Below are 22,138 nucleotides of genomic sequence, written 5' to 3'. Positions count from 1 at the left end.
CCATGGGGCGAGCGGAAGAGAGAAGAGCGCGACAGCGCGGTGGACGCCGCGCGGCGCCGAAACGCCGCCGTTCGTCGGGCGCGGCCAGGGCTGCGGGCGGTGCCGCGGGCGGCAAGAGCCGCATACGCCGGCTGTTCACCTGGAAGAAGATCCTGGGCACCTTCTTCGGCCTCTGCCTGCTCGGCATGGGCGCCTTCATCGTGCTGTACATGATGATCGACATCCCCGAGGGCAACCCCGAGGCCGAGCTGCAGAGCAACGTCTACAAGTACAGCGACGGCAGCATCATGGCCCGCACCGGCGAGCGCAACCGGGAGATCGTCGACCTCGCCAAGATCCCCAAGGACGTCCAGCGCACCTTCGTCGCCGCCGAGAACAAGACCTTCTACAAGGACGCGGGCGTCGACCTGAAGGGCACCGCGCGCGGTGTGCTCAACACCCTCTCCGGCAAGGGCGCGCAGGGCGGTTCGACGATCACCCAGCAGTACGTCAAGAACTACTACCTGTCCCAGGAACAGACGGTCTCGCGCAAGCTGAAGGAACTGGTCATCTCTCTGAAGCTGGACCGGGAGAAGTCCAAGGACTACATCCTCGCCGGCTACATCAACACCAGCTACTACGGCCGCGGCGCCTACGGCATCCAGGCCGCCGCCCAGGCCTACTACCGCGTCGACGCCGAGGACCTGACGGTCGAACAGGGCGCGTACCTCGCGGCCCTGCTCCAGGCGCCGAACCAGTACGACTGGGCGATCGCGAGCGAGACCGGCAAGAAGCTCGTCCAGGAGCGCTGGAACTACGTCCTGGACAACATGGTCGAGCAGAAGTGGCTGAACGCGGGCGACCGGCAGGGCATGAAGTTCCCGACGCCCAAGGAGCCCAAGGCCGCCGCCGGGATGGACGGCCAGACCGGATACCTGGTGGACGCGGCCAACTTCGCGCTCAAGAAGCAGCTCGTCGCCCAGGGCGCCGCCGAGGACATGGAGCAGGCCAAGGCCCTGGTGGACCTCGGCGGGTACACCGTCACCCTCAACATCGACAAGAAGAAGCAGGCCGCGCTGGAGGATGCGGTCAAGGAGAAGCTCACCAGCAAGCTGGACCCGGACAAGCGCAAGGTCGACGCCGACGTGCAGGCCGGCGCCGTCTCCGTCGACCCGAAGACGGGTTCCGTCGTGGCGATGTACGGCGGGGTGAACTACCTGAAGCACTTCACCAACAACGCCACCCGCGACGACTACCAGCCCGCCTCCACCTTCAAGCCCGTGATCCTCGCCGCCGCCGTGGACCAGGACGCCGAGACCCAGGACGGCGTGCCGATCACGGCCAACACCATGTACGACGGCGACAGCGAGCGCCCCGTGATGGACGGCGACCAGGAGGTCGGCTTCGCGCCGCCCAACGAGGACGACAGGGACTACGGCGAGATCGACGTCCAGGAGGCGATGAACAAGTCGGTCAACTCCGTCTTCGCGCAGATGGGCGTCGACGTCGGGATGACCGAGGTCATGAAGGTCGCGGGCGAACTCGGCATGGACACCGAGGGCGAGCAGGCCGTGCCCGCGCAGACCCTGGGCAGTATGGGCGCCAGCCCCCTGGAGATGGCCGGCGTCTACGCCACCTTCGACAACCACGGCAAGAAGGTCACCCCGGCGATCGTGAAGTCGGTCGAGCACAAGGACCGCAACATCGAGATGCCCGACCCCATCGGCGAGCGGGTCATCAGCCGGGAGGCCGCCGACACGGTGACCTCCGTGCTGACCGGCGTGGTCGACGACGGTACGGCCAAGACGTCCGTACGGGAGAACCCGCTGCGGGACGGCCAGCAGGTGGCCGGCAAGACCGGTACGTCCGACAACAACAAGTCGGCCTGGTTCACCGGCTTCACCCCCAACCTGGTCACCTCGGTCGGCCTGTTCGGCGAGGACGACAAGCCGCCGCACCCGCAGGTCCCGATGTACAAGGCAGCCGGCGTCGACTACCGCGTCAACGGCGGTGGCCCCCCGGCGGAGATCTGGGCCGCGTACACCTTCGGCGTCATGGAGAAGGTCACCAAGTTCGACCTGGAGACCAAGCAGGGCGCCGCGGTGAAGCCCAGCAAGTCGGTGACCACCTCCGAGTCGCCGAGCCAGTCGCCGTCCCGGGAGGAGACGAGCGAGGCACCGCCCCCGTCCGACGACCCGACGAGCGAGGCACCCCCGTCGAACGACCCGACGACCGAGGAACCGCCCGAGTCGCCGACGCAGTCGCCGTCGAACAGCCCGTCCACGGAACCACCGCCGGACGGCGGTGGGTCCACCGAGTCGGGGAAGCCGGACTTCCCCGACGGGGACCGGCTGCCGTAGACCGGCCGAAGTCGCCAAGACGCGCGAAGGGGCGCCCGGTGCTCACCGGGCGCCCCTTCGCGCGCTGTGCCCTCTCAGCCGTAGGTCAGCCGCGGTTCAGCTCGAACCACACCACCTTGCCGGTGCTCAGCCGCGTCGCGCCCCAGCGGCGGGCCAGCCGGTTCACCAGGTACAGCCCGCGCCCGCCCTCGTCGGTCGCCCGCGCCTGCCGCAGCCGGGGCAACTGCGGCACGTCGTCGCCGACCTCGCAGCGCAGCACGTCCGTGCGCAACAGCCGCAGGGTGACCGGCTTCGAGGCGTACCGCACCGCGTTGGTCACGACCTCGCTGACGAGCAGCTCCACGGCGTCCGTCAGGTCCTCCATCCCCCAGCGGGCCAGCGCCCGCCGGGCCAGGCGGCGGGCCTTGCCGGGGGCCGCGTCCTCCGGGTCCAGGAACCAGTACGACACGTCGCTGGGCGCGATGCCGTCGAAGCGGGCGGCGAGCAGCGCGATGTCGTCGTCCCGGTCGCCCGGGCCGAGCATGTCCAGCACCTCGTCGCACAGGGCTTCCAGGGGCGGCGGATGGTCGGGGCCGGTCAGCTGGGCCGTCGCGGCCAGCCGCTCCCGCAACTGCTCTATGCCGGTCCACACGTCCCGCAGCCGGGACTCGACCAGCCCGTCCGTGTACAGGAGCAGGGTCGCGCCGGCCGGGGCGTCCAGCTCCACGGCCTCGAAGTCCACGCCGCCCACGCCGATCGGGGCGCCCGCCGGCACCCGCAGCACCTCGGCCTCGCCGCCCAGGTGCAGCAGGACGGGCGGCGGGTGGCCGGCGTTGGCGACGGTGATGCGGTGCGCGACCGGGTCGTACACGGCGTACAGGCAGGTCGCCATGCGGTCGGTGCCCAGGCGCTGGGCCTGCTCGTCCAGGTGGTGCAGCACCTCCTGCGGCGGCAGGTCGAGCCCGGCCAGGGTCTGCGCGGTGGTCCGAAGCTGGCCCATGATGGCCGCCGACGTCATGGAGTGGCCCATCACGTCCCCGACGACCAGCGCGACCCGGCTGCCGGGCAGCGGGATGGCGTCGTACCAGTCGCCGCCCACCCGCGCGGTCTCGGCCGCCGGCAGGTAGCGGGAGGCCAGCCGGACGCCCGTGCAGCGCGGCAGGTTCTCCGGGAGCATCGTGCGCTGCAGCTCGTCGGCGATGTACGCCTCGCGCCCGTACAGCACCGCCTTGTCGATGCCCAGCGCGCTGTGCGTGGCGAGCTGCGCGGCCACCAGCAGGTCGTCGGCCTCGAAGGCGACGCGCTCCGGGCCGCGCAGGAACAGCGCCGCGCCGATCACCCGGCGGCGGCCCCGCAACGGCGCCAGGATCGCCCGGCGTCCCTCGGGCAGGGCGAAGTCGCGCTCCTCCCCGAGCAGTTCGGGCAGCGCGGCACAGGCGGACGGGGTGTCCGTGAAGACCGGACGCACCCCGCGCAGCACCTCGGCCAGCGCGCTGCCCGGCCGCACCTCGCACAGTTCGGCGCCGACCGTCTCCAGCTCCGAGGGCTCCGGCTGGGCCGCCGGCGCGAAGCCGCCCTCGGTGTCCCGCTCGGCCGGTATGCGGTCGGAGCGCCGCAGTCGCAGCACCAGGGGACCGGTGGGGCGCTCGTCGCCGACCGGCAGCGGCTCGCGCAGATAGACGAGGATGGCGTCCGCGAACGTCGGCACGGTGGCCCGGCACAGCCCCATCACGATCTCGTCGAGGTCCATGCCCCGGGCGATCCGCCGGGTCGCGGCCCCGACGAACCGCAGCCGGTCCCCGTCCCGCCGCATGGGCGTGGGCTGCCCGGGCGCGGTGGGCTGACCGGTTCGCCGGTCCGGCCCCAAAGTCCCGCCGTGCCGGCCCCCGGTGTCGGCCGGCACCCCGGACGCCGGCCGCACCGGGCCGGCCTGCCGCCCGCCGTCCGAGGCCGCCTCACCCGGGCCCGTGTCACCTGGGGCCGTGTCACCTGGGGCCAGGTCACCCGAGTCCATAGCTCCCGCGGCCGCCTCACCCGAGGCCGCGGCGCACGCCGACGGCAGGTCGCCCGACCGCACGCCGGTCGCCGACCGCGCGCCGTCCGGCTGGACCGGGACGCCCTCGGACCCGGGCCGCGGACGGTGTCCGTCGGCCCCGGCGGCCTGCTCGGCGCCCGGCTGGGAGTGCTCGGACGTCCCCGGGGAGCCCGCGCCCGCGTCGGGCGGCGTCTGACCGGCGCACCCCTGGGCCGGTAACGCCGACCCGGAGGGCCCCGGTGGCACGGGGGTACGCAGGAGCGCCCCGCGGGGATCCGTGGGGTCGGCGCCCGTCGAGGGGCGGTCGCAGGATGTCGGGTGCTCCGTCACGCGTGTCGAATCCATCCGTCCGGGACTGCGCGCGGCGCGTGCAGTTCGTCCCGCAGAAATCCCGATACCCGCAAACCGGGCCCAAGGAACGGGATTCCCGCGTGGTCAGAGGCAGTTCCTGTGCCACCGGCGGACCGTCTGCGGCCCGTCGGCGTGTTGCCCTCGTACCCCTCGCTCACGTCCTGCCGCCCCTCGGTGACGATCGGTCAGGCCCAGTGCACACTGTGCCGGTTGCCGCTGCCGCGGTCTTTGCGGAGGACGATCCTACGTTTGCTGCCGGGGGGCACATCAAGGGTCTCATGAGGACACGTGCGCGGGCGTGCGATCCCAGTTCCCCGGCAGGGCGGGTACCGGCCACGCCGGATCGGGCCGCCAGTCCTCCCAGCCGTCGGTGAACGGGGACCCCCAGGCACGGATCTCCGCGACCGCGGCCCGGCCGGCCCGGCGCACCCGTTCGGCCTGTGCCGGGTCCATCAGCCGGTCCCGCTGGGCCTGCGCGAACTCGTCCTCGTCCCGCCAGTGCCAGGTGCGGTCCGGGTGGACGGAGATGTCCAGAAAGTGGTCCTCGGAGTCGACCCCGCCCTCCCAACGGGTCAGCGGCTCCTCCAGGTTCACGTACCAGTTCTTGAACCGCCAGCCCGGGTCCCAGAACAGCCACACCGACCAGGCCTCGCCCGGCCGCGCCAGCTTCAGCACCCCCGTGCCGAACCACCGGTCGCGCTGCACCGTGCGCGGCTTGGTGTAGCGCGAGGACAGCGGTTCCAGGTGCACGGGCGTACCGTCCGCGAGGACCGGCTTCACACACTCGGTGCCGGGCGCCAGCCACACGGCGAGCAGCTCGGCGTCGTCCCGTACGACGGTGACGGGGCGCGCGATGTGCACGTGCGGACCGCCGTTCTCCCGGTACCGCCACAGGATGTGACTGCCGGGCGCCCAGTAGTCCGCCGGGCCCGCCGGGCCGTCCGTTCCCGGCCCCGTCGTCGCCGCGCTCACCGCTTCACCGTCTGCCATGGACAGATATTAGGTGCCGTGGCCAATCGACGCGCCGAAGATCGCGCGAGCGCACGCCGGCGTGCGCCCCCGGGATCTCCGGCACCTCTCACGGACGGGTCATCCGCAGCACGTCGAGCGCCTCGTCCAGCTGCTCCCCGGTCAGGTCGCCGCGTTCGACGTACCCGCCCTCCAGCACCACCTGGCGGATCGTCTTCCGCTCCGCCAGCGCCTTCTTGGCGACCTTGGCGGCCTCCTCGTACCCGATGTACTTGTTGAGCGGCGTGACGACGGAGGGGGACGACTCGGCGTACTCGCGGGCCCGCTCCCGGTGCGCGACGATCCCGTCCACGGTCCGGTCGGCGAGCAGCCGGGAGACGTTGGCCAGCAGCCGCACCGACTCCAGCACGTTCTTGGCGATGACCGGCAGCATCACGTTCAGCTCGAAGTTGCCGGCCGCTCCGGCGGCGGCGACCGTCGCGTCGTTGCCGGTGACCTGGGCGGCGACCATGAGGACCGCCTCGGGGATCACCGGGTTGACCTTGCCGGGCATGATGGACGAGCCCGGCTGGAGGTCGGGGAGCGCGATCTCGGCGAGCCCGGTGCGCGGCCCGGACGCCATCCACCGCAGGTCGTTGGCGATCTTCGTCAGTCCGACGCCGATGGTCCGCAGCTGCCCGCTCGTCTCGACGATGCCGTCCCGCGCGCCCTGTGCCTCGAAGTGGTCGCGCGCCTCGGTCAGCGGCAGCCCCGTGACGCGGGCCACCTCGGCGATGACGGCGGCGGAGAAGCCGGGCGGCGTGTTGATACCGGTGCCGACGGCGGTGCCGCCCAGCGGCAGCTCGGCGAGCCGGGGGAGCGACGCCTGGAGCCGCTCGACGCCGTACCGCACCTGCGCCGCGTACCCGCCGAACTCCTGGCCCAGCGTGACGGGCGTGGCGTCCATGAGGTGCGTACGCCCGGACTTCACCACGTCGGCGAACTCCTCCGCCTTGCGCTCCAGGGCGCCGGCGAGGTGGTCGAGGGCCGGGATCAGGTCACGGGTGACGGCGGCGGTGGCGGCGATGTGGATCGAGGACGGGAAGACGTCGTTGGAGGACTGGGAGGCGTTGACGTGGTCGTTGGGGTGCACGTCGCGGCCGAGCCGCTCGGTGGCCAGCGTGGCGAGGACCTCGTTGGTGTTCATGTTGGACGAGGTGCCGGAACCCGTCTGGAACACGTCCACGGGGAAGTGCTCGTCCCACTTCCCCTCGGCGACCTCGGCGGCCGCCTCCTGGATCGCGCCCGCGACGTCCTCGTCGAGCACGCCCAGCTCGGCGTTGACCTTCGCCGCCGCGCCCTTGATCCGCGCGAGCGCCTCGATGTGCGCGCGCTCGATGCGCTGCCCGGAGACGGGGAAGTTCTCGACGGCACGCTGGGTCTGCGCGCGCCACTTGGCGTGGGCGGGGACGCGGACCTCGCCCATGGAGTCGTGCTCGATGCGGTAGTCGCTCATAACGGGTACAGCGTGCGGGGCGGGACGGATGTTCCTGGACCGGGCCGAACGGGTGCCGGTCCGCGGCGCGGCCGGGAGACGGATCGGAGCGGGCCGGAACGCGGCTCGGAGACGGCCGGCCCACGGATGGGCCGGCCGTCACGGGTCGGCCTTCCTGGACGCGGGTCAGCCTTCCCGCAGGCTCACGTCGTCCAGGACGAAGCTGGTCTGCAGACTGCCGTCCTCGCTGCCGGTGAAGCTGAGGGCCACCTGCCGGCCGGCGTACGCGCCGAGATCGACCGTGCGCTGCACATAGCCGCTGCGGGCGTCGGCGTTGGACAGCGTGGCGAGCGTGGTGCCGTCGGCCTTCACCCTGAAGGTGTCGTACGCCGTCGACCCCGACTCGTCGGTGTCGATGTGCAGCCAGTACGTCAGCCGGGTGCACCCGGTCGGCACGGTCACCGTCTGGCCGACCGACTCGGTGTGCGTGGAACCGTAACCGGCGAGCCACGAGAAGCGCGTTCCGGAGTGCGCCGCCTGGCCGGAGTGGGCTCCGATCGTGCCGGTGTCCCCGGACCACGGCGAAGTGCCGCTCTCGAAACCGCCGTTGACGACGGGGTCGGTGTCGCAGCCACCGCCGTCGCCGCCGCCGGTGTCCACGGCGCGCTGCCAGATGGTGTACGCGATCCCGTCCGACGCGCGGTTCAGGCCGGTGGTGTTGATGTTGTCGAGGTTGTCGCACGACCGGTGGTAGCACGGGTCGTACGAAGCCCCGGCGGTGCCGCCCCACTTGGCCGCCTGCGCGGAGGTCTTGCGGGCACCGGCGCCCATCGCGTAGCCGGAGGTCGGGATGCCGTACTGCTCGAAGGAGTAGTCGTCGCTGCGCCCGGCGCCCTCGGTGTTCTCCTCGGGCTGCAGGCCCAGCGAGTCCCAGTACGCCTTCATCGGCGCGGCGGCGGCCGAGGTGACGTGGTTGATGAAATAGCCGCCGTTGGTGGAGGCGACCATGTCGAAGTTGTAGTACGCCGTGATGGCGGACCGCTGCGCCGAGGAGAGCGAGCGGACGTAGAAGTCGGAGCCGTTGAGTCCCTGTTCCTCGTCGGTCCACCAGGCGAAGCGGACCCGGCCCTTCATCGTCGGGTTCTGCTGCGCCAGGGTCAGGGCGTTCTCCAGGAGGGCGGCCGAGCCCGAGCCGTTGTCGTTCATGCCGGGGCCCGCCGAGACGCTGTCGAGGTGGGCGCCGAACATGGACACGTTGCCCGCGTCGCCGTGCGGCCACTCGGCGATCAGGTTGGGCCCGGCGCCGCTGGTGCAGCCGGAGGTGCACGGCTGCTCGGTGACGGTGTATCCGGCCGCCTGCAGCTTGCCCTTCACGTAGGCGACGGAGTCGCGGTATCCCTGGCCGGTCGAGCGGCGGGTGCCGCCGTTGCGTCCGGCTATGGAGTTCAGCTCGGTCAGGTGCGCCTTCACCTTCGTCACGTCGATGTCGGGCGACTGGACGGCGGCGGGCGCGGAGTCGGCGGCGACGGCGGGGAGTGTGCCGAGGCCCAGCACGACGGCGAGGGACAGGCTCGCCACGGCGAATCTTCGTTTCACCTTGGTCCTCCGGAAGTGGCTGAGGGGTGGCCACGCATGGCATGTCCATGCAGGAGCGGCGAAAGACTCACAGCGGGAGGACGGACAGTCAATGGAACGGACGCCCGGGAGGGCAGGTTGTCCGAAAACAGAACGCGCCGTTCGCTCTCCGGACGGCGGGCGGGGACCGGAGCGGCCCACGGAGGGCGGAGGGCACGCGAAAGGCCGGCCCGGACGGATCCGGACCGGCCTGCTGCCGTGACGCGTGACGCGTGACGCGGGTTACGCGAGCCCCGGCCCCCGCACGGGGATCGTCGTGAAGGTCGGCGCGGGCGCCGGGTCCTGGAAGAAGTCGTTGCCCTTGTCGTCCACCACGATGAACGCCGGGAAGTCCTCGACCTCGATCTTCCAGACCGCCTCCATGCCGAGCTCCTCGTACTCGACGACCTCGACCTTCTTGATGCAGTCCTGGGCGAGCCGCGCCGCCGGACCGCCGATCGAGCCCAGGTAGAAGCCGCCGTGCGTGTCGCACGCGTCGGTGACCTGCTTGCTCCGGTTGCCCTTGGCCAGCATCACCTTCGAGCCGCCCGCCGCCTGGAACTGCTCCACGTAGGAGTCCATGCGCCCGGCGGTGGTCGGACCGAAGGACCCGGAGGCGTACCCCTCGGGCGTCTTGGCCGGGCCCGCGTAGTACACCGGGTGGTCCTTCAGGTACTGCGGCATCTCCTCGCCCGCGTCCAGCCGCTCCTTGATCTTGGCGTGCGCGATGTCGCGGGCCACGACCAGCGGGCCGGTCAGCGACAGCCGGGTCTTGACCGGGTGCTTCGTCAGCTCGGCCAGGATGTCGTCCATGGGCTGGTTGAGGTCCACCTTGACGACGTCACCGTCGGCGTCGAGGTGCTCGTCCGTGGTCTCCGGCAGGAACCGCGCCGGGTCGGTCTCCAGCTGCTCCAGGAAGACGCCCTCCGCGGTGATCTTCGCGACGGCCTGCCGGTCGGCGGAGCAGGACACGGCGATGGCGACCGGGCAGGACGCCCCGTGCCTCGGCAGGCGCACCACGCGCACGTCGTGGCAGAAGTACTTGCCGCCGAACTGCGCGCCGATGCCGATCTTCTGGGTCAGCTCGAAGACCTTCTCCTCCAGCTCCTTGTCCCGGAAGCCGTGCCCGAGCTCGGAGCCCTCGGCCGGAATCTCGTCCAGGTAGTGCGCGGAGGCGTACTTGGCGGTCTTCAGCGCGTACTCGGCGGACGTGCCGCCGACGACGATCGCCAGGTGGTACGGCGGGCAGGCGGCCGTGCCCAGCGAGCGGATCTTCTCCTCCAGGAACTTCATCATGGAGGACTCGTTAAGGACCGCCTTCGTCTCCTGGTAGAGGAAGGACTTGTTGGCGGAGCCGCCGCCCTTCGCCATGAACAGGAACTTGTAGGCGCCGCCGTCGGTCGCGTACAGCTCGATCTGGGCCGGGAGGTTGGAGCCGGTGTTCTTCTCCTCCCACATGGTGAGCGGAGCCATCTGGGAGTAGCGCAGGTTCAGGTTCTTGTAGGCGTCGTAGATGCCCCGGCTCAGGGCCTCCTCGTCGCCGCCCGCGGTCAGCACGTTCTGGCCGCGCTTGCCCATGACGATCGCCGTGCCGGTGTCCTGGCACATGGGCAGCACGCCGGCCGCCGCGATGTTCGCGTTCTTGAGCAGGTCCAGGGCGACGAACTTGTCGTTGCCGGACGCCTCCGGGTCGTCGATGATGCGGCGCAGCTGCGCCAGGTGCGCCGGGCGCAGGTAGTGCTGGATGTCGTGAATGGCCTCCTCGGCCAGCTTGCGCAGCGCCTCCGGCTCCACCTTGAGGAACGTCCGCCCGTCGGCCTCGAAGGTGGACACGCCCTCGGCGGTCACCAGCCGGTACGGAGTGGTGTCCTCACCCTGGGGGAGCAGATCGGTGTACGCGAACTCAGGCATCTCGCCCATTCCTCACTAGACATCACGCGCGACTGGGCTTCGCTGGATCTCCGGCGGATCCCTCGGCGCTTCTCCCAGCAACGACGGCTGGCCTCCATTGGCAGCGTCAACCAGCGTAGAACCTGCCCGAGACGCCGAGCCTGTGAGGTAAGGCTCAGTCGGTCGCTTCCGGCGGTGGCGGCGGGGTGGACAAGGTTGTCCACAGGGCTGGTCGCGATCTATCGCGTTTCGGTACGCTACGGCCGTGGACCTTCAGAAGCACGCCCCCGCCGCACCGCGTACCTCCGAGCTGCGCGCCTCGGACGCCGACCGCGACCGCGTGGCCGACATGCTGCGCGAAGCCCTCGCCGAGGGGCGGCTCACCGCCGACGAGCACGCCGAGCGCGTCGAGGGCGTGCTGGCCGCCAAGACCGTCGGCGAGCTGGACGTCTTCGTGCGGGACCTGCCCGCCGCCCACCGCGGCCGGGACACCGCCGCCCCGGCCCCCACCGCCCCACCGCCGGCGCCATCCCGGCGGAGCCCGACGAGAACGTGGTGGCGGTGTTCAGCAGCGCCGTCCGCAAGGGCCGCTGGCGGGCCAATCGCCGCGTCCACGCCTACGCGGTCTTCGGCAGCGTCGAGATAGACCTCAGCGAGGCGGTCTTCGAGTACCAGCAGGTCGTCATCAAGGCGTTCTCGGTCTTCGGCAGCGTCGACGTGCGCGTCCCGGAGAACGTCTCGGTGCGCGGCGCGGGCGGCAGCGTGCTCGGCAGCTTCGAGGTCCACACCCACGACTCCGACGAGGCCGAGGCGCCCGTGATCTACGTGGACGGCTGGTCCGTGCTCGGCAGCGTCGAGGTGCGGCCCAAGCGCGGCAAGATCGTCGCGGACATCCTGGACCGGGTGCACCGCCGGGTCGAGAAGGGCTTGCGCAAGCACCTGTAGCGCGGCCCCGGCAGCGGTTGGGAACCCAGTGCATAGGCACGCGTACAACGGGTAAGCCTTGACGCATCGTCTCTCGCTAGCGAAGCCGTCGTCAGGAGTAGACCCGTGCTGCAACCGCCGCATTCGTCCCTGCAGGTAGCTGCCGTTCCGGCCCAGCGGGTGCCCGTGCGGGACAGGGACCAAGACGCTCCCTGGCACACCGAGGCGGTGTGCCGGCGCGACGAGGCCGGACTGTTCTTCGCCCCCTCCAAGGAACCGACCGCCGCCCGGCTCTCCCGGGAAGAGGCCGCCAAGCGCGTGTGCGCGCGCTGCCCGGTCATGGTCGAATGCCGCGAGCACGCCCTCCTGCAACCCGAGCCCTACGGCGTCTGGGGCGGCCTCACCGCCGCCGAACGCCGCGTCGTCCTGGCCCGGCGCCGCCGCCGCGACGTGGAACTCAAGAACGCCGCCCGCACCACGGGCCGCATACCCGCGGCCGGCTGAAGACCCAGACGAACGAAAGGGCACCCTCTCCGCACAGAGGGTGCCCTTTCAACACGAAAAACGCTTCACGCCAGGCCTACGGCACTTCCCGCCCCGGAGCGCGACCGGCGGTCACCTTTCCGGCGTCGGGCGGGACAGGCCCCAGGGGCGCGGGGAACTGCGCGACCAGCCACGACGGCGCCGCACCCGCCACCCGACAGGCACGCCCGACTCAGTGGGCGCCCCGCGAAACCGACGGAGTCACTTCGCCCGGTCGAAGTCAATCGCGCTGTACGCCCGCAGCTTGCTCAGCCGGTGCTCGGAGTCGATCCGCCGCACCGTCCCCGACTTGGACCGCATCACGATCGAGTCGGTCGTGGCCGTCTCCGACCGGTACCGCACCCCGCGCAGCAGCTCCCCGTCGGTGATGCCGGTGGCGACGAAGAAGACGTTGTCCCCGGAGACCAGGTCGTCGGTGGTCAGCACCCGGTCCAGGTCGTGCCCGGCGTCCACGGCCCGCTGCCGCTCCTCGTCGTCCTTGGGCCACAGCTTGCCCTGGATGGTGCCGCCCAGGCACTTCACGGCGCAGGCCGAGATGATGCCCTCCGGCGTGCCCCCGATGCCGAGCAGCAGGTCGATGCCGGTGCCCTCGCGCAGGGCCAGGATGGAGCCCGCCACGTCGCCGTCGGAGATCAGCTTGATCCGGGCGCCCGTCTCCCGGACCTCCTTGATGAGGCCCTGATGCCGGGGCCGGTCGAGGATCACGACGGTGACGTCCTCGGGCGTGCGGCGCTTGGCCTTGGCGATCCGGCGGATGTTCACCGACACGGGCGCGTTGATGTCGACGAAGTCGGCGGCCTCGGGACCGGTGACCAGCTTGTCCATGTAGAAGACCGCGGACGGGTCGAACATGGACCCGCGCTCGGCGGCGGCCAGCACGGCGATCGCGTTGGTCATGCCGTTGGCGGTCAGCGTGGTGCCGTCGATCGGGTCGACGGCGATGTCGACCTCCGCCCCGGTGCCGTCGCCGACCCGCTCCCCGTTGAAGAGCATCGGCGCCTCGTCCTTCTCGCCCTCGCCGATGACGACGACGCCGTTCATCGAGACGGTGTGGACGAGGGTGCGCATGGCGCGCACCGCGGCACCGTCGGCGCCGTTCTTGTCACCGCGCCCTACCCAGCGGCCGGCGGCCATCGCCGCGGCCTCGGTGACCCGCACGAGTTCCATGGCGAGGTTGCGGTCGGGGGCCTCCGAGGGGACGTCCAGCTCGGAGGGCAGATGATGCTCGGTCATCGGAACGCACCTTTCTGATACGACGACGGCCGGATGAGGGTGTGGCCACGACTCTATCGTCAGTCCGACAAAATGAGCAGGGGACCCCACGTATGAGCACATGGGGGACCTGCGACGATAGGACGCGTGGCAGGTACGAAAGGCAAGCAGAAGACAGCCCGGGACATGGTGCTGTCCCTGGGGGTCATCCTTCTCGCGGGACTGGTCATGTGGCTCTTCATCCCGCACGACGACGGCGACGGGCCGGACATCAAGCGGGTGGACTACACGGTCGAGCTGACCACCGCGCGCCGCGCCGCACCGTATCCGGTGGCGGCGCCCGAGGGGCTGGCCAAGGAGTGGAAGCCGACCTCCGTCCGCTACCGCGGCGCCGAGGACAACGCCTGGCACCTGGGCTACCACGCCCCCGACGGGGAGTACGTGGCGGTCGAGCAGTCGACGGGCAAGCCGGCCGAGTTCATCGAGGAGGCCAGCCAGGGCGGGCGGAAGACCGGGACCACCGAGGAGATCGGCGGCCGGACGTGGACCCGTTACACGGGCGGCCGGTACGAGGCCCTGGTGCTGCAGGACACCGGCGGCGTCAAGGGCGCGACGACGGTCGTGGCCGGCACCGGGTCGTTCGAGCAGCTGGGCAAGATGGCGGCGGCGCTGAAGCTGGCCTGACCCGGCGCCGTACCCGCACGGCTCCTCGCGCGAGCCCCCGCGCACACGACGAAGCCCCCGGTGGAGTGCACCGGGGGCTTCGTGACGCTCGTCGGTCTCAGACCGTGGTGACGACCTGGTCGTAGGCCAGGCGCGGGGAGCGCGGGAACCAGGCGTCCGGGCCCGGACGGCCGATGTTGACGACCATCAGCGGGGTGTGGTCGTCGTCCAGGAACTCCTTGCGGACGCCCTCGAAGTCGAGGCCCGTCATCGGGCCGGCGGCCAGCCCGGCGGCGCGGACGCCGACGATGAAGTACGCGGCCTGCATGGCGGCGTTCAGAGCGGCGGCGCCCTCACGCACCGGGCGCTCGCTGAAGAACGCGTCCTTGGCCTGCGGGAAGTGCGGGAAGAGCTGCGGCAGCTCCTCGTGGAACTCGTTGTCCGCCGACAGGATCGCGACCAGCGGGGCGGCCGCCGTCTTGGGCTGGTTGCCCTCGGCCATGTGCTTCACCAGGCGCTCGCGGGCCTCGGGGGAGCGGACCAGCGTGATGCGCAGCGGCGACTGGTTGAAGGCGGTCGGGCCGTACTTGACCAGGTCGTAGATCGCCTGCACCTGCTCGTCGGTCACCGGCTCGTCGGTGAAGGTGTTCGCGGTGCGGGCCTCGCGGAACAGCAGGTCCTGGGCGGCGGGGTCAAGAACGAGAGACATACGTGATCTTCCTTGCGGGGTGCGTCGGCTCCGCGTGACGTGGGGGCCGGAGCCGTTGACGACGACGACACTACGGCAAAGAAGTTCAACCTTCAATCAAAACGGGACCGCGGTGATCCGCTTCACATGATCATCTTCATGGTGATGTGGATCACCATCGCCGGGCGATCGCTTTCCGGGCCGCCGACGGTCCTACACGGCAGTGCACCCTCGCCGACCCAGGGAGATCACCGACATGAGCAGCAGCACAGTGAAGGGCCCCGCTTCCTACTTCCCGTCCATCGAGAAGAAGTACGGCCGCCCGATCGCGGAGTGGAAGGACCTCATCCGCTCCTCGCCGCTCACCAAGCACATGGAACTGGTCACCTGGCTCAAGACCGAACACGGCCTGGGCCACGGGCACGCCAACGCGCTCGTCGCCCACACGCTGGCCGAGGACACGGCGAAGGAGGGCTGACGGAGGAGGGGCGGCTAGGAGGCCGCGCCCTCGTCCTCCGGGTCCGCCTCCTCCTCGGCCAGGGCCGCGTCCAGGCGGGCCCGGGCGCCGTCCAGCCGGCGCCGGCAGACCTTCGCCAGCTCCTCGCCCCGCTCCCACAGGGCGAGGGACTCCTCAAGCGTCGTACCGCCGGCCTCCAGCCGCCTGACGACCTCGATCAGCTCGTCCCGCGCCTGCTCGTACCCGAGCGCCTCGGACATGGCCGTCGGCTGCTCCACCTCGCTGGTCATCCACCCACCCTATGCGTCGACTCGTACGGAGAAATCGCCCTCGGACACCCGGGCGCGCAGCGTCTCGCCCGGCTCCACCTCACCGGGATCGCGCACCGCGTGGCCGTCGGCCCGCTGGAGTACGGCGTACCCGCGCTTGAGGGTCGCGGCGGGGGAGAGGGCCACCACGCGCGCGTGCGTGTGCGTCAGCTCGGAGTCGGCCCGGTCGAGGTGGTGCCGCAGGGCACGGCGGCCCCGCTCCAGCAGAGCCGTCACCTGCTCGGCCCGCTCCTCGATCATCCGGTGCGGATCCTGTATCGACGGTCGGGCCAGCGCGTGCGCCAGCCCCCGCTCCTCGCGGTCGACGAACGCCGCCACGCACCGCCGGGCGCGGTCCCGCAGCAGCCGTACCCGCTCGTACTCCTCGCCGACGTCCGGCACGACCTTCTTCGCGGCGTCGGTCGGGGTCGAGGCACGCAGGTCGGCGACCAGATCGAGCAGCGGACTGTCCGGCTCGTGGCCGATCGCCGAGACGACCGGCGTACGGCAGGCGGCGACCGCCCGTACCAGCTGCTCGTCGGAGAACGGCAGCAGGTCCTCCACGCTGCCGCCGCCCCGCGCGACGACGATCACGTCCACGTCGTCCAGCGCGTCCAGCTCCTTCACCGCCTGCACCACCTGCGGCACCGCGTGGACGCCCTGCACCGGGACGTTGCGCACCTCGAAGCGGACGGCGGGCCAGCGGTGCCTGGCGTTCTCCAGGACGTCCCGCTCCGCCGCCGACGCCCGCCCGCACACCAGGCCGATCAACTGCGGCAGGAACGGCAGCGGCTTCTTCCGCTCGGCCGCGAACAGTCCCTCACGCGCGAGTGCCTTCTTCAGCTGCTCCAGCCGCGCCAGCAGCTCCCCGACGCCCACCGGCTTGATCTCGGCCGCCCGCAGGGACAACTGCCCGCGCGGCGCATACCACTCCGGCTTGGCGTGCACCACCACCCGCGCACCCTCGCCGACCACGTCCGCCACGGCGTCGAACACCTGCCGGTAACAGGTGACGCTCACGGAGATGTCGTACGACGGGTCGCGCAGCGTCAGGAACACCACACCGGCGCCCGGCCGCCGCGACAGCTGCGTGATCTGCCCCTCGACCCACACCGCGCCGAGCCGGTCGATCCAGCCCCCGATCAGCCGGGACACCTCGCCCACGGGCAGCGGGCTTTCGGGAGTCGAGTTGGCAGCCATGCGCCCGAGCGTAACGGCCGGGTCGGACAATCACGCCCTTCGCGTCCGCCCCCGTCGTCCGTCGCCCGGCCCCTCCCCTGTCACGCCCCCGCCGCCTTCGCGTCCCCGCGCCGCCCCCACTGCGCCGCCAGCACCACCAGGCCCACCGCCAGCCAGATCGCCCCGACCACCTGCGCGGTCCCGGACGCCTCCACGATCACCGCGATCGTGATCGCCGCACCCAGCACCGGCACCAGCAGATGCCGCCACCAGCTCACCGCACCGCCCCCGCGGCGCCGGACCACGAACCAGCCCACCACGCTCGCGTGCAGCAGCGTGAACGCGGTCAGCGCACCGACGTCGACCACCGAGACCAGGTGGTCGAGACCGTCGTCCCGGCGCGCCGCCCACACCGCCGCCGCCATCGTGATCACGGCCGACACCAGCAGGGCCACACGCGGCACCCCGGAGTCCGTCCGCGACAGCACTCCCGGCAACCGCCGGTCGCGGCCCATCGCGAACAGCAGCCGCCCGGCCGCCGCCTGCCCGGCCAGCGCCGCGAACGCCGCGCCGATCGCCTTGCTCACCGCCACCAGGTCGTGCAGCCACGTGCCCACCGACGCGTCCACGGCGTCGTAGAACGCCGACCCCTGCCGCTCCGGCTCCGCCGCCAGTTGCGCCGACGACACGGGCTCGAGCAGCGCCACCAGGTACGTCTGCGCCACGAACAGCACACCGGCCAGCGCCAGACAGAACAGCAGCGCCCGCGCGACCTTCGCCGATCCGCCGGTGACCTCCTCCGCGAAGGTGGCGATCGCGTCGAAGCCCAGGTACGACAGCACCGCCACCGACACCGCCCCGACCACGGCCGACAGCGCGAACGCCCCCTGCGTGCCGTCCCCGGACAGCGGCGACAGCCAGTCGCGCTCGGTCCCGTCCTGCGCCAGCACCACGATCGCGGTGACCACGAAGACGACGAGCACGACGATCTCCATGGCGAGCACCAGGAAGCCCACCCGGGCCGCCGTCCGCACCCCCCACAGGTTCAGCAGCGTCGTCACGACCACCGCGATCGCCGTCCACACCCACCGCGACACCTCGGGGACCAGGGCCTCCATCGCGATGCCGGAGAACAGGTACGCCACCGCCGGGATGAGGACGTAGTCCAGCATCGCCATCCACCCGGCGATGAACCCGGCCCCGTTTCCGAGCCCCGCGCGCGCGTACGCGAACACCGAGCCCGCCTGGGGGACCACCCGCACCATCTGCGCGTAGCTGAATGCGGTGAACGCCATCGCGATCGTGGCGACGATGTAGACGAGGGCCACCGCACCGTGCGACTTGGCGTCCAGCGTGCCGAACACACCGACCGGCGCCATGGGCGCGATGAACAGCAGCCCGTAGACGACCAGGTCCCTGAAGCCCAGACTGCGCCTCAGCCGGTGTTCCTCGCCGTCCCCCGGGGCGGCCGTCGTACCGTTCTGTCCGCTCTGCGACATCGTTCCTCCGCCGGCGCCTCGGACTCCGTCTCCACACGTTCCCGCCAGTCTCCCCGGCAACGCCGCGCCGCCGCGATCTTTGACCCGCCGAACGCGGCCTTACGATGGGTGCCATGACTGCTTCGCCTGGCCGCCGTGTCCTGCTCGCCGCCCCCCGTGGCTACTGCGCGGGTGTGGACCGCGCCGTGATCGCCGTCGAGAAAGCCCTGGAGCAGTACGGGGCTCCGGTGTACGTCCGGCACGAGATCGTCCACAACAAGTACGTCGTGCAGACCCTGGAGAAGAAGGGCGCGATCTTCGTCGAGCGGACGGAGGAGGTTCCCCCGGGGAACATCGTGATGTTCTCCGCGCACGGCGTGGCCCCCGTCGTCCACGAGGAGGCCGAGCGCGGGAAGCTCGCCACCATCGACGCCACCTGCCCGCTGGTCACCAAGGTCCACAAGGAAGCCGTCCGCTTCGCGAACGACGACTACGACATCCTGCTGATCGGCCACGAGGGCCACGAGGAGGTCATCGGCACCTCCGGCGAGGCCCCCGACCACATCCAGCTCGTCGACGGGCCCGAGGACGTGGCCAAGGTCGAGGTCCGCGACCCGTCGAAGGTCGTCTGGCTCTCCCAGACCACGCTCTCCGTCGACGAGACCATGGAGACCGTCGACGCCCTCAAGGACAAGTTCCCGCAGCTGATCTCCCCGCCGAGCGACGACATCTGCTACGCCACGCAGAACCGTCAGCTCGCCGTCAAGCAGATGGGTGCCGAGGCCGAGCTGGTGATCGTCGTCGGTTCCCGCAACTCGTCCAACTCCAAGCGCCTCGTCGAGGTCGCCAAGCAGGCCGGCTCCCGCGAGGCGTACCTGGTGGACTTCGCCGACGAGATCGACGAGGCCTGGCTGGAGGGCGTCACCACGGTCGGCGTGACCTCCGGCGCGTCCGTCCCCGACGTCCTGGTCGAGCAGGTCCTGGAGTGGCTCTCGCGGCGCGGCTTCGAGGACGTGGAGATCGTCAAGGCCGCCGAGGAGTCGATCACCTTCTCGCTGCCCAAGGAGCTGCGCCGCGACCTGCGCGAGGAGGCGGCGTCCCTGGTGGCGGAGCGGGGCGGTTCGGGTACCGCGGGAGCGTGACTGTCAGTCGTCCGTCGTAACGTAGGGCCATGCAGATCTTCGGCGTGGACATCGGCGGATCCGGGATCAAGGGCGCCCCTGTGGACCTCGACAGGGGCGACCTCGCCCAGGAGCGCTGCAAGGTGCTGACCCCGCACCCGGCGACTCCGGACGGGGTGGCCGAGGGGGTCCGGCAGGTCGTCGAGCACTTCGGCTGGACCGGGCGGGTCGGCCTCACCTTCCCGGGCGTCGTGACGGGCGGCGCGACGGTGCGCACCGCGGCCAACGTCGACAAGAGCTGGGTCGACACCGACGCCCGCGCCCTGTTCAGCGAGCGGCTGGGCGGACTGGACGTGACGGTGGTCAACGACGCGGACGCGGCGGGCGTCGCCGAGATGCACTTCGGGGCCGGCCGCGGCCGCAAGGGCACGGTCGTCCTGCTCACCTTCGGCACCGGCATCGGCAGCGCGGTGTTCACCGACGGGGTCCTCGTCCCCAACACGGAGCTGGGCCACCTGGAGCTGGACGGCCACGACGCGGAGAAGCGCGCCTCCAGCAAGGTCAAGGACGACAACGACATGTCGTGGGAGCACTGGGCCCGCCGTGTCCAGAAGTACCTCGCGCACGTCGAGATGCTCTTCTCGCCGGAGCTGTTCATCATCGGCGGCGGGGTCAGCCGCAAGTCCCACAAGTTCCTGCCCCGCATCGAGGGCATCCGGGCGGAGATCGTCCCCGCTCAGCTTCAGAACAACGCGGGGATCGTGGGCGCGGCGATGCGCGCGGCGGGCTGAGCGTCAGCCCGTGTCGGCGCGCGAGCGCGGGGAGGCTCAGGCCGGGGGCCGGTTCCGGGCGGCGGCCCGTCGCCGCACCAGCCGGATCCGGCGGACGATCACGGCCGTCCCGGCGACCAGCGTCCCGCCGTACAGCCACCCCGCCTCCGTGGCCAAGGCGGTCACGAGCCCCATCAGCCGCCCGCCGAGACCGTCCCCGCTCTCGGCCACGGGGACCAGCCCCACGGCGAAGGCGATCGGCACGACCACGGGCGCGGTCAGCAGGTCGCCCCGGCGCACCCAGAGCGCGGTGAGCAGGCTCACCGGCACGAACAACACCCCGTACACGGTCAGGGACGCCCCGAACAACAGCTCGTCGAGGAAGCCCAGCAAGGTCATCACGGCCGCGCAGAACAGACCGCTGCCCAGCCCCGTCAACCGCGGATTGGGCATCCCGCGCAGGGCACGCACCACCCGGGCCACCCGCGAACCGGGCGGCCCGGAATCCGCCCGCACCGGTGCCGGTCGCTGGCGCACCGGCCGCCCGATCCGCCCCGCCGGAGGCTGTGCGGCAGCGGCGCCGCCCCGCCCCTGGGCGGGCAGCGGCGACCGGTTTCGTCGCGGTCCGTACTGCGCAGGTCGCGTCCTGTATTGCTCCACTGGACCAACTTAGGTCGGTTTATGTGCCGAATAGCCCGACAGACACGCCGTCGGGCGCGCCTTGGCCAAGCGTTCGACTCCGCGCGGGTCCGGTACGGCACACCCCGTAGACTGGTGGATCGGCCCATGCCTGCCCTGCCCCACCCGGCCCCATCCCACCCATCCCTCCGCATCTCACGTACGGGAAGTCGCAACGTGTCGCTCACGATCGGAATCGTCGGTCTGCCGAATGTCGGCAAGTCGACCCTGTTCAACGCCCTGACCAAGAACGACGTGCTCGCGGCCAACTACCCGTTCGCCACGATCGAGCCGAACGTCGGCGTCGTGGGCGTCCCCGACCCCCGACTGGCGAAACTGGCCGAGATCTTCTCCTCCGAGAAGATCCTCCCGGCCACGGTCGACTTCGTCGACATCGCGGGCATCGTGCGCGGCGCGAGCGAGGGCGAGGGCCTGGGCAACAAGTTCCTGGCCAACATCCGCGAGTCCGACGCGATCTGCCAGGTCATCCGTGCCTTCAAGGACGAGAACGTCGTGCACGTCGACGGCAAGGTCTCGCCGAAGGACGACATCGAGACGATCAACACCGAGCTGATCCTCGCCGACCTCCAGACCATCGAGAAGGTCCTCCCGCGCCTCCAGAAGGAGTCGCGCATCAAGAAGGACGTGGCTCCCAAGGTCAAGGCGGTCGAGGAGGCCAAGGAGATCCTGGAGAAGGGCGACACCCTCTTCTCCCAGGGCATCCTCCAGGGCACCGAGCGGGCGGAACTCCTCCACGACCTGCACCTCCTCACGACGAAGCCCTTCCTCTACGTCTTCAACGTCGACGAGGACGAGCTCACCGACGACGAGTTCAAGAACGAGCAGCGCGCCCTGGTCGCCCCCGCCGAGGCGATCTTCCTCAACGCCAAGCTGGAGGCCGACCTCGCCGAACTGGACGAGGACGAGGCCCTCGAACTCCTCCAGTCCGTCGGCCAGGACGAGCCCGGCCTCGCCACCCTCGCCCACGTCGGCTTCCGCACCCTGGGCCTCCAGACCTACCTGACGGCCGGCCCCAAGGAATCCCGCGCCTGGACCATCAAGAAGGGCGCCACCGCCCCCGAGGCCGCCGGTGTCATCCACACCGACTTCCAGAAGGGCTTCATCAAGGCCGAGGTCATCTCCTTCGACGACCTGGTCGCCACGGGCTCGGTCACGGAGGCCCGCGCCAAGGGCAAGGCCCGCATGGAGGGCAAGGACTACGTGATGCAGGACGGGGACGTGGTGGAGTTCCGCTTCAACGTCTGAGCTCCACCACTTCGCTGACCCGGGGAACCAGGGAGCCGCTCATCCGCGAGGCGCCGGTCCGCGAGGCGCTGGACGGTGTGCTGACCGGCGACCGGCTCCCCGCGGCCGCCGCGGTGGGCGGCTGCCGGACCCGCACCGGCGACGTCGAGATCGATGTCGTCGGGCGGACCGTGCTCCCGTCGCCGGGCAGCTTCTCTTCC

Annotated in this window: 18 protein-coding genes and 1 pseudogene; 8 read left to right on the top strand and 11 right to left on the bottom strand. The window is 71.2% G+C overall.

Annotation, left to right across the window (positions count from 1 at the left end; genetic code table 11):
- The first annotated feature begins 2 nt into the window (after positions 1-2).
- A complete protein-coding gene (locus NI25_RS13900) occupies positions 3-2,339 on the top strand; it encodes a transglycosylase domain-containing protein (RefSeq protein ID WP_061446915.1) in 2,337 nt (778 codons plus the stop codon).
- Positions 2,340-2,424: 85 nt separating this feature from the next.
- Here NI25_RS13900 and NI25_RS13895 read toward each other — a convergent pair whose 3' ends face one another.
- From NI25_RS13895 to NI25_RS13875, 5 genes are all read right to left on the bottom strand, one after another.
- Positions 2,425-4,698 (bottom strand): SpoIIE family protein phosphatase, encoded by a 2,274-nt coding sequence (locus tag NI25_RS13895; protein WP_061442753.1) that lies wholly within the window; start codon positions 4,696-4,698, stop codon positions 2,425-2,427.
- Between the two features lie 282 nt (positions 4,699-4,980).
- Complete coding sequence (locus NI25_RS13890; protein WP_061442752.1) at positions 4,981-5,694, bottom strand: DUF402 domain-containing protein; 714 nt, start codon at positions 5,692-5,694, stop codon at positions 4,981-4,983.
- 88 nt (positions 5,695-5,782) lie between these two features.
- Entirely contained in the window at positions 5,783-7,168 is a 1,386-nt protein-coding gene (locus tag NI25_RS13885) for a class II fumarate hydratase (protein ID WP_061442751.1), read from the bottom strand.
- Between the two features lie 165 nt (positions 7,169-7,333).
- Positions 7,334-8,743, bottom strand: coding sequence for a M28 family peptidase (locus NI25_RS13880; RefSeq protein ID WP_061442750.1), 1,410 nt, complete (start codon positions 8,741-8,743; stop codon positions 7,334-7,336).
- A gap of 261 nt (positions 8,744-9,004) precedes the next feature.
- On the bottom strand, positions 9,005-10,672 hold the full coding sequence (locus tag NI25_RS13875) for a fumarate hydratase (RefSeq protein WP_061442749.1): 1,668 nt from the start codon (positions 10,670-10,672) through the stop codon (positions 9,005-9,007).
- A 244-nt stretch (positions 10,673-10,916) separates the two neighbouring features.
- Here NI25_RS13875 and NI25_RS13870 point away from each other — a divergent pair.
- Together NI25_RS13870 and NI25_RS13865 are read left to right on the top strand one after the other, a co-directional pair.
- Positions 10,917-11,596, top strand: a pseudogene (locus NI25_RS13870) (DUF1707 SHOCT-like domain-containing protein).
- Positions 11,597-11,701: 105 nt separating this feature from the next.
- The gene (locus NI25_RS13865) at positions 11,702-12,079 is read left to right on the top strand and encodes a WhiB family transcriptional regulator (protein WP_061442748.1); all 378 of its coding nucleotides are present in this window, start codon (positions 11,702-11,704) and stop codon (positions 12,077-12,079) included.
- A 240-nt stretch (positions 12,080-12,319) separates the two neighbouring features.
- Here the strand turns inward: NI25_RS13865 and glpX are convergent, their stop codons facing one another.
- A complete protein-coding gene (gene glpX, locus NI25_RS13860; RefSeq protein WP_061442747.1) occupies positions 12,320-13,351 on the bottom strand; it encodes a class II fructose-bisphosphatase in 1,032 nt (343 codons plus the stop codon).
- A gap of 126 nt (positions 13,352-13,477) precedes the next feature.
- Here glpX and NI25_RS13855 point away from each other — a divergent pair, with 126 nt between their 5' ends.
- On the top strand, positions 13,478-14,014 hold the full coding sequence (locus tag NI25_RS13855; protein WP_061442746.1) for a DUF4245 domain-containing protein: 537 nt from the start codon (positions 13,478-13,480) through the stop codon (positions 14,012-14,014).
- Positions 14,015-14,111: 97 nt separating this feature from the next.
- Here NI25_RS13855 and NI25_RS13850 read toward each other — a convergent pair whose 3' ends face one another.
- Positions 14,112-14,702 (bottom strand): malonic semialdehyde reductase, encoded by a 591-nt coding sequence (locus tag NI25_RS13850; protein WP_061442745.1) that lies wholly within the window; start codon positions 14,700-14,702, stop codon positions 14,112-14,114.
- 235 nt (positions 14,703-14,937) lie between these two features.
- On the opposite strand from NI25_RS13850, the gene NI25_RS13845 reads away from it, so the two are divergent.
- Positions 14,938-15,159 carry a DUF4287 domain-containing protein gene (locus NI25_RS13845; protein WP_061442744.1) on the top strand — a complete coding sequence of 74 codons (222 nt, stop codon included), beginning with the start codon at positions 14,938-14,940 and terminating at the stop codon, positions 15,157-15,159.
- Between the two features lie 14 nt (positions 15,160-15,173).
- On the opposite strand, the gene NI25_RS13840 is transcribed toward NI25_RS13845, so the two are convergent.
- From NI25_RS13840 to NI25_RS13830, 3 genes are all read right to left on the bottom strand, one after another.
- Positions 15,174-15,428 (bottom strand): exodeoxyribonuclease VII small subunit, encoded by a 255-nt coding sequence (locus NI25_RS13840; RefSeq protein WP_061442743.1) that lies wholly within the window; start codon positions 15,426-15,428, stop codon positions 15,174-15,176.
- Between the two features lie 9 nt (positions 15,429-15,437).
- On the bottom strand, positions 15,438-16,646 hold the full coding sequence (gene xseA / locus NI25_RS13835; protein WP_061442742.1) for an exodeoxyribonuclease VII large subunit: 1,209 nt from the start codon (positions 16,644-16,646) through the stop codon (positions 15,438-15,440).
- Positions 16,647-16,726: 80 nt separating this feature from the next.
- Entirely contained in the window at positions 16,727-18,124 is a 1,398-nt protein-coding gene (locus tag NI25_RS13830; RefSeq protein ID WP_061442741.1) for an APC family permease, read from the bottom strand.
- A 104-nt stretch (positions 18,125-18,228) separates the two neighbouring features.
- On the opposite strand from NI25_RS13830, the gene NI25_RS13825 reads away from it, so the two are divergent.
- Both NI25_RS13825 and ppgK read left to right on the top strand, forming a co-directional pair.
- On the top strand, positions 18,229-19,245 hold the full coding sequence (locus NI25_RS13825; protein WP_107071725.1) for a 4-hydroxy-3-methylbut-2-enyl diphosphate reductase: 1,017 nt from the start codon (positions 18,229-18,231) through the stop codon (positions 19,243-19,245).
- A gap of 29 nt (positions 19,246-19,274) precedes the next feature.
- The gene (ppgK, locus tag NI25_RS13820) at positions 19,275-20,015 is read left to right on the top strand and encodes a polyphosphate--glucose phosphotransferase (protein WP_061442740.1); all 741 of its coding nucleotides are present in this window, start codon (positions 19,275-19,277) and stop codon (positions 20,013-20,015) included.
- A gap of 36 nt (positions 20,016-20,051) precedes the next feature.
- On the opposite strand, the gene NI25_RS13815 is transcribed toward ppgK, so the two are convergent.
- Positions 20,052-20,654 (bottom strand): DUF6542 domain-containing protein, encoded by a 603-nt coding sequence (locus tag NI25_RS13815; RefSeq protein WP_061442739.1) that lies wholly within the window; start codon positions 20,652-20,654, stop codon positions 20,052-20,054.
- A gap of 195 nt (positions 20,655-20,849) precedes the next feature.
- Between NI25_RS13815 and ychF the strand changes: the two genes are divergently transcribed.
- Complete coding sequence (gene ychF, locus NI25_RS13810) at positions 20,850-21,938, top strand: redox-regulated ATPase YchF (RefSeq protein WP_061442738.1); 1,089 nt, start codon at positions 20,850-20,852, stop codon at positions 21,936-21,938.
- Positions 21,939-22,138: the final 200 nt, after the last annotated feature.

This window comes from Streptomyces sp. CCM_MD2014 (assembly GCF_000772045.1).
In the GTDB taxonomy this organism is placed as follows: Bacteria; Actinomycetota; Actinomycetes; order Streptomycetales; family Streptomycetaceae; genus Streptomyces; species Streptomyces salinarius.
The sequence above is the reverse complement of the archived record's forward strand: the minus strand, read 5'-3'. Positions and strand labels throughout refer to the sequence as shown.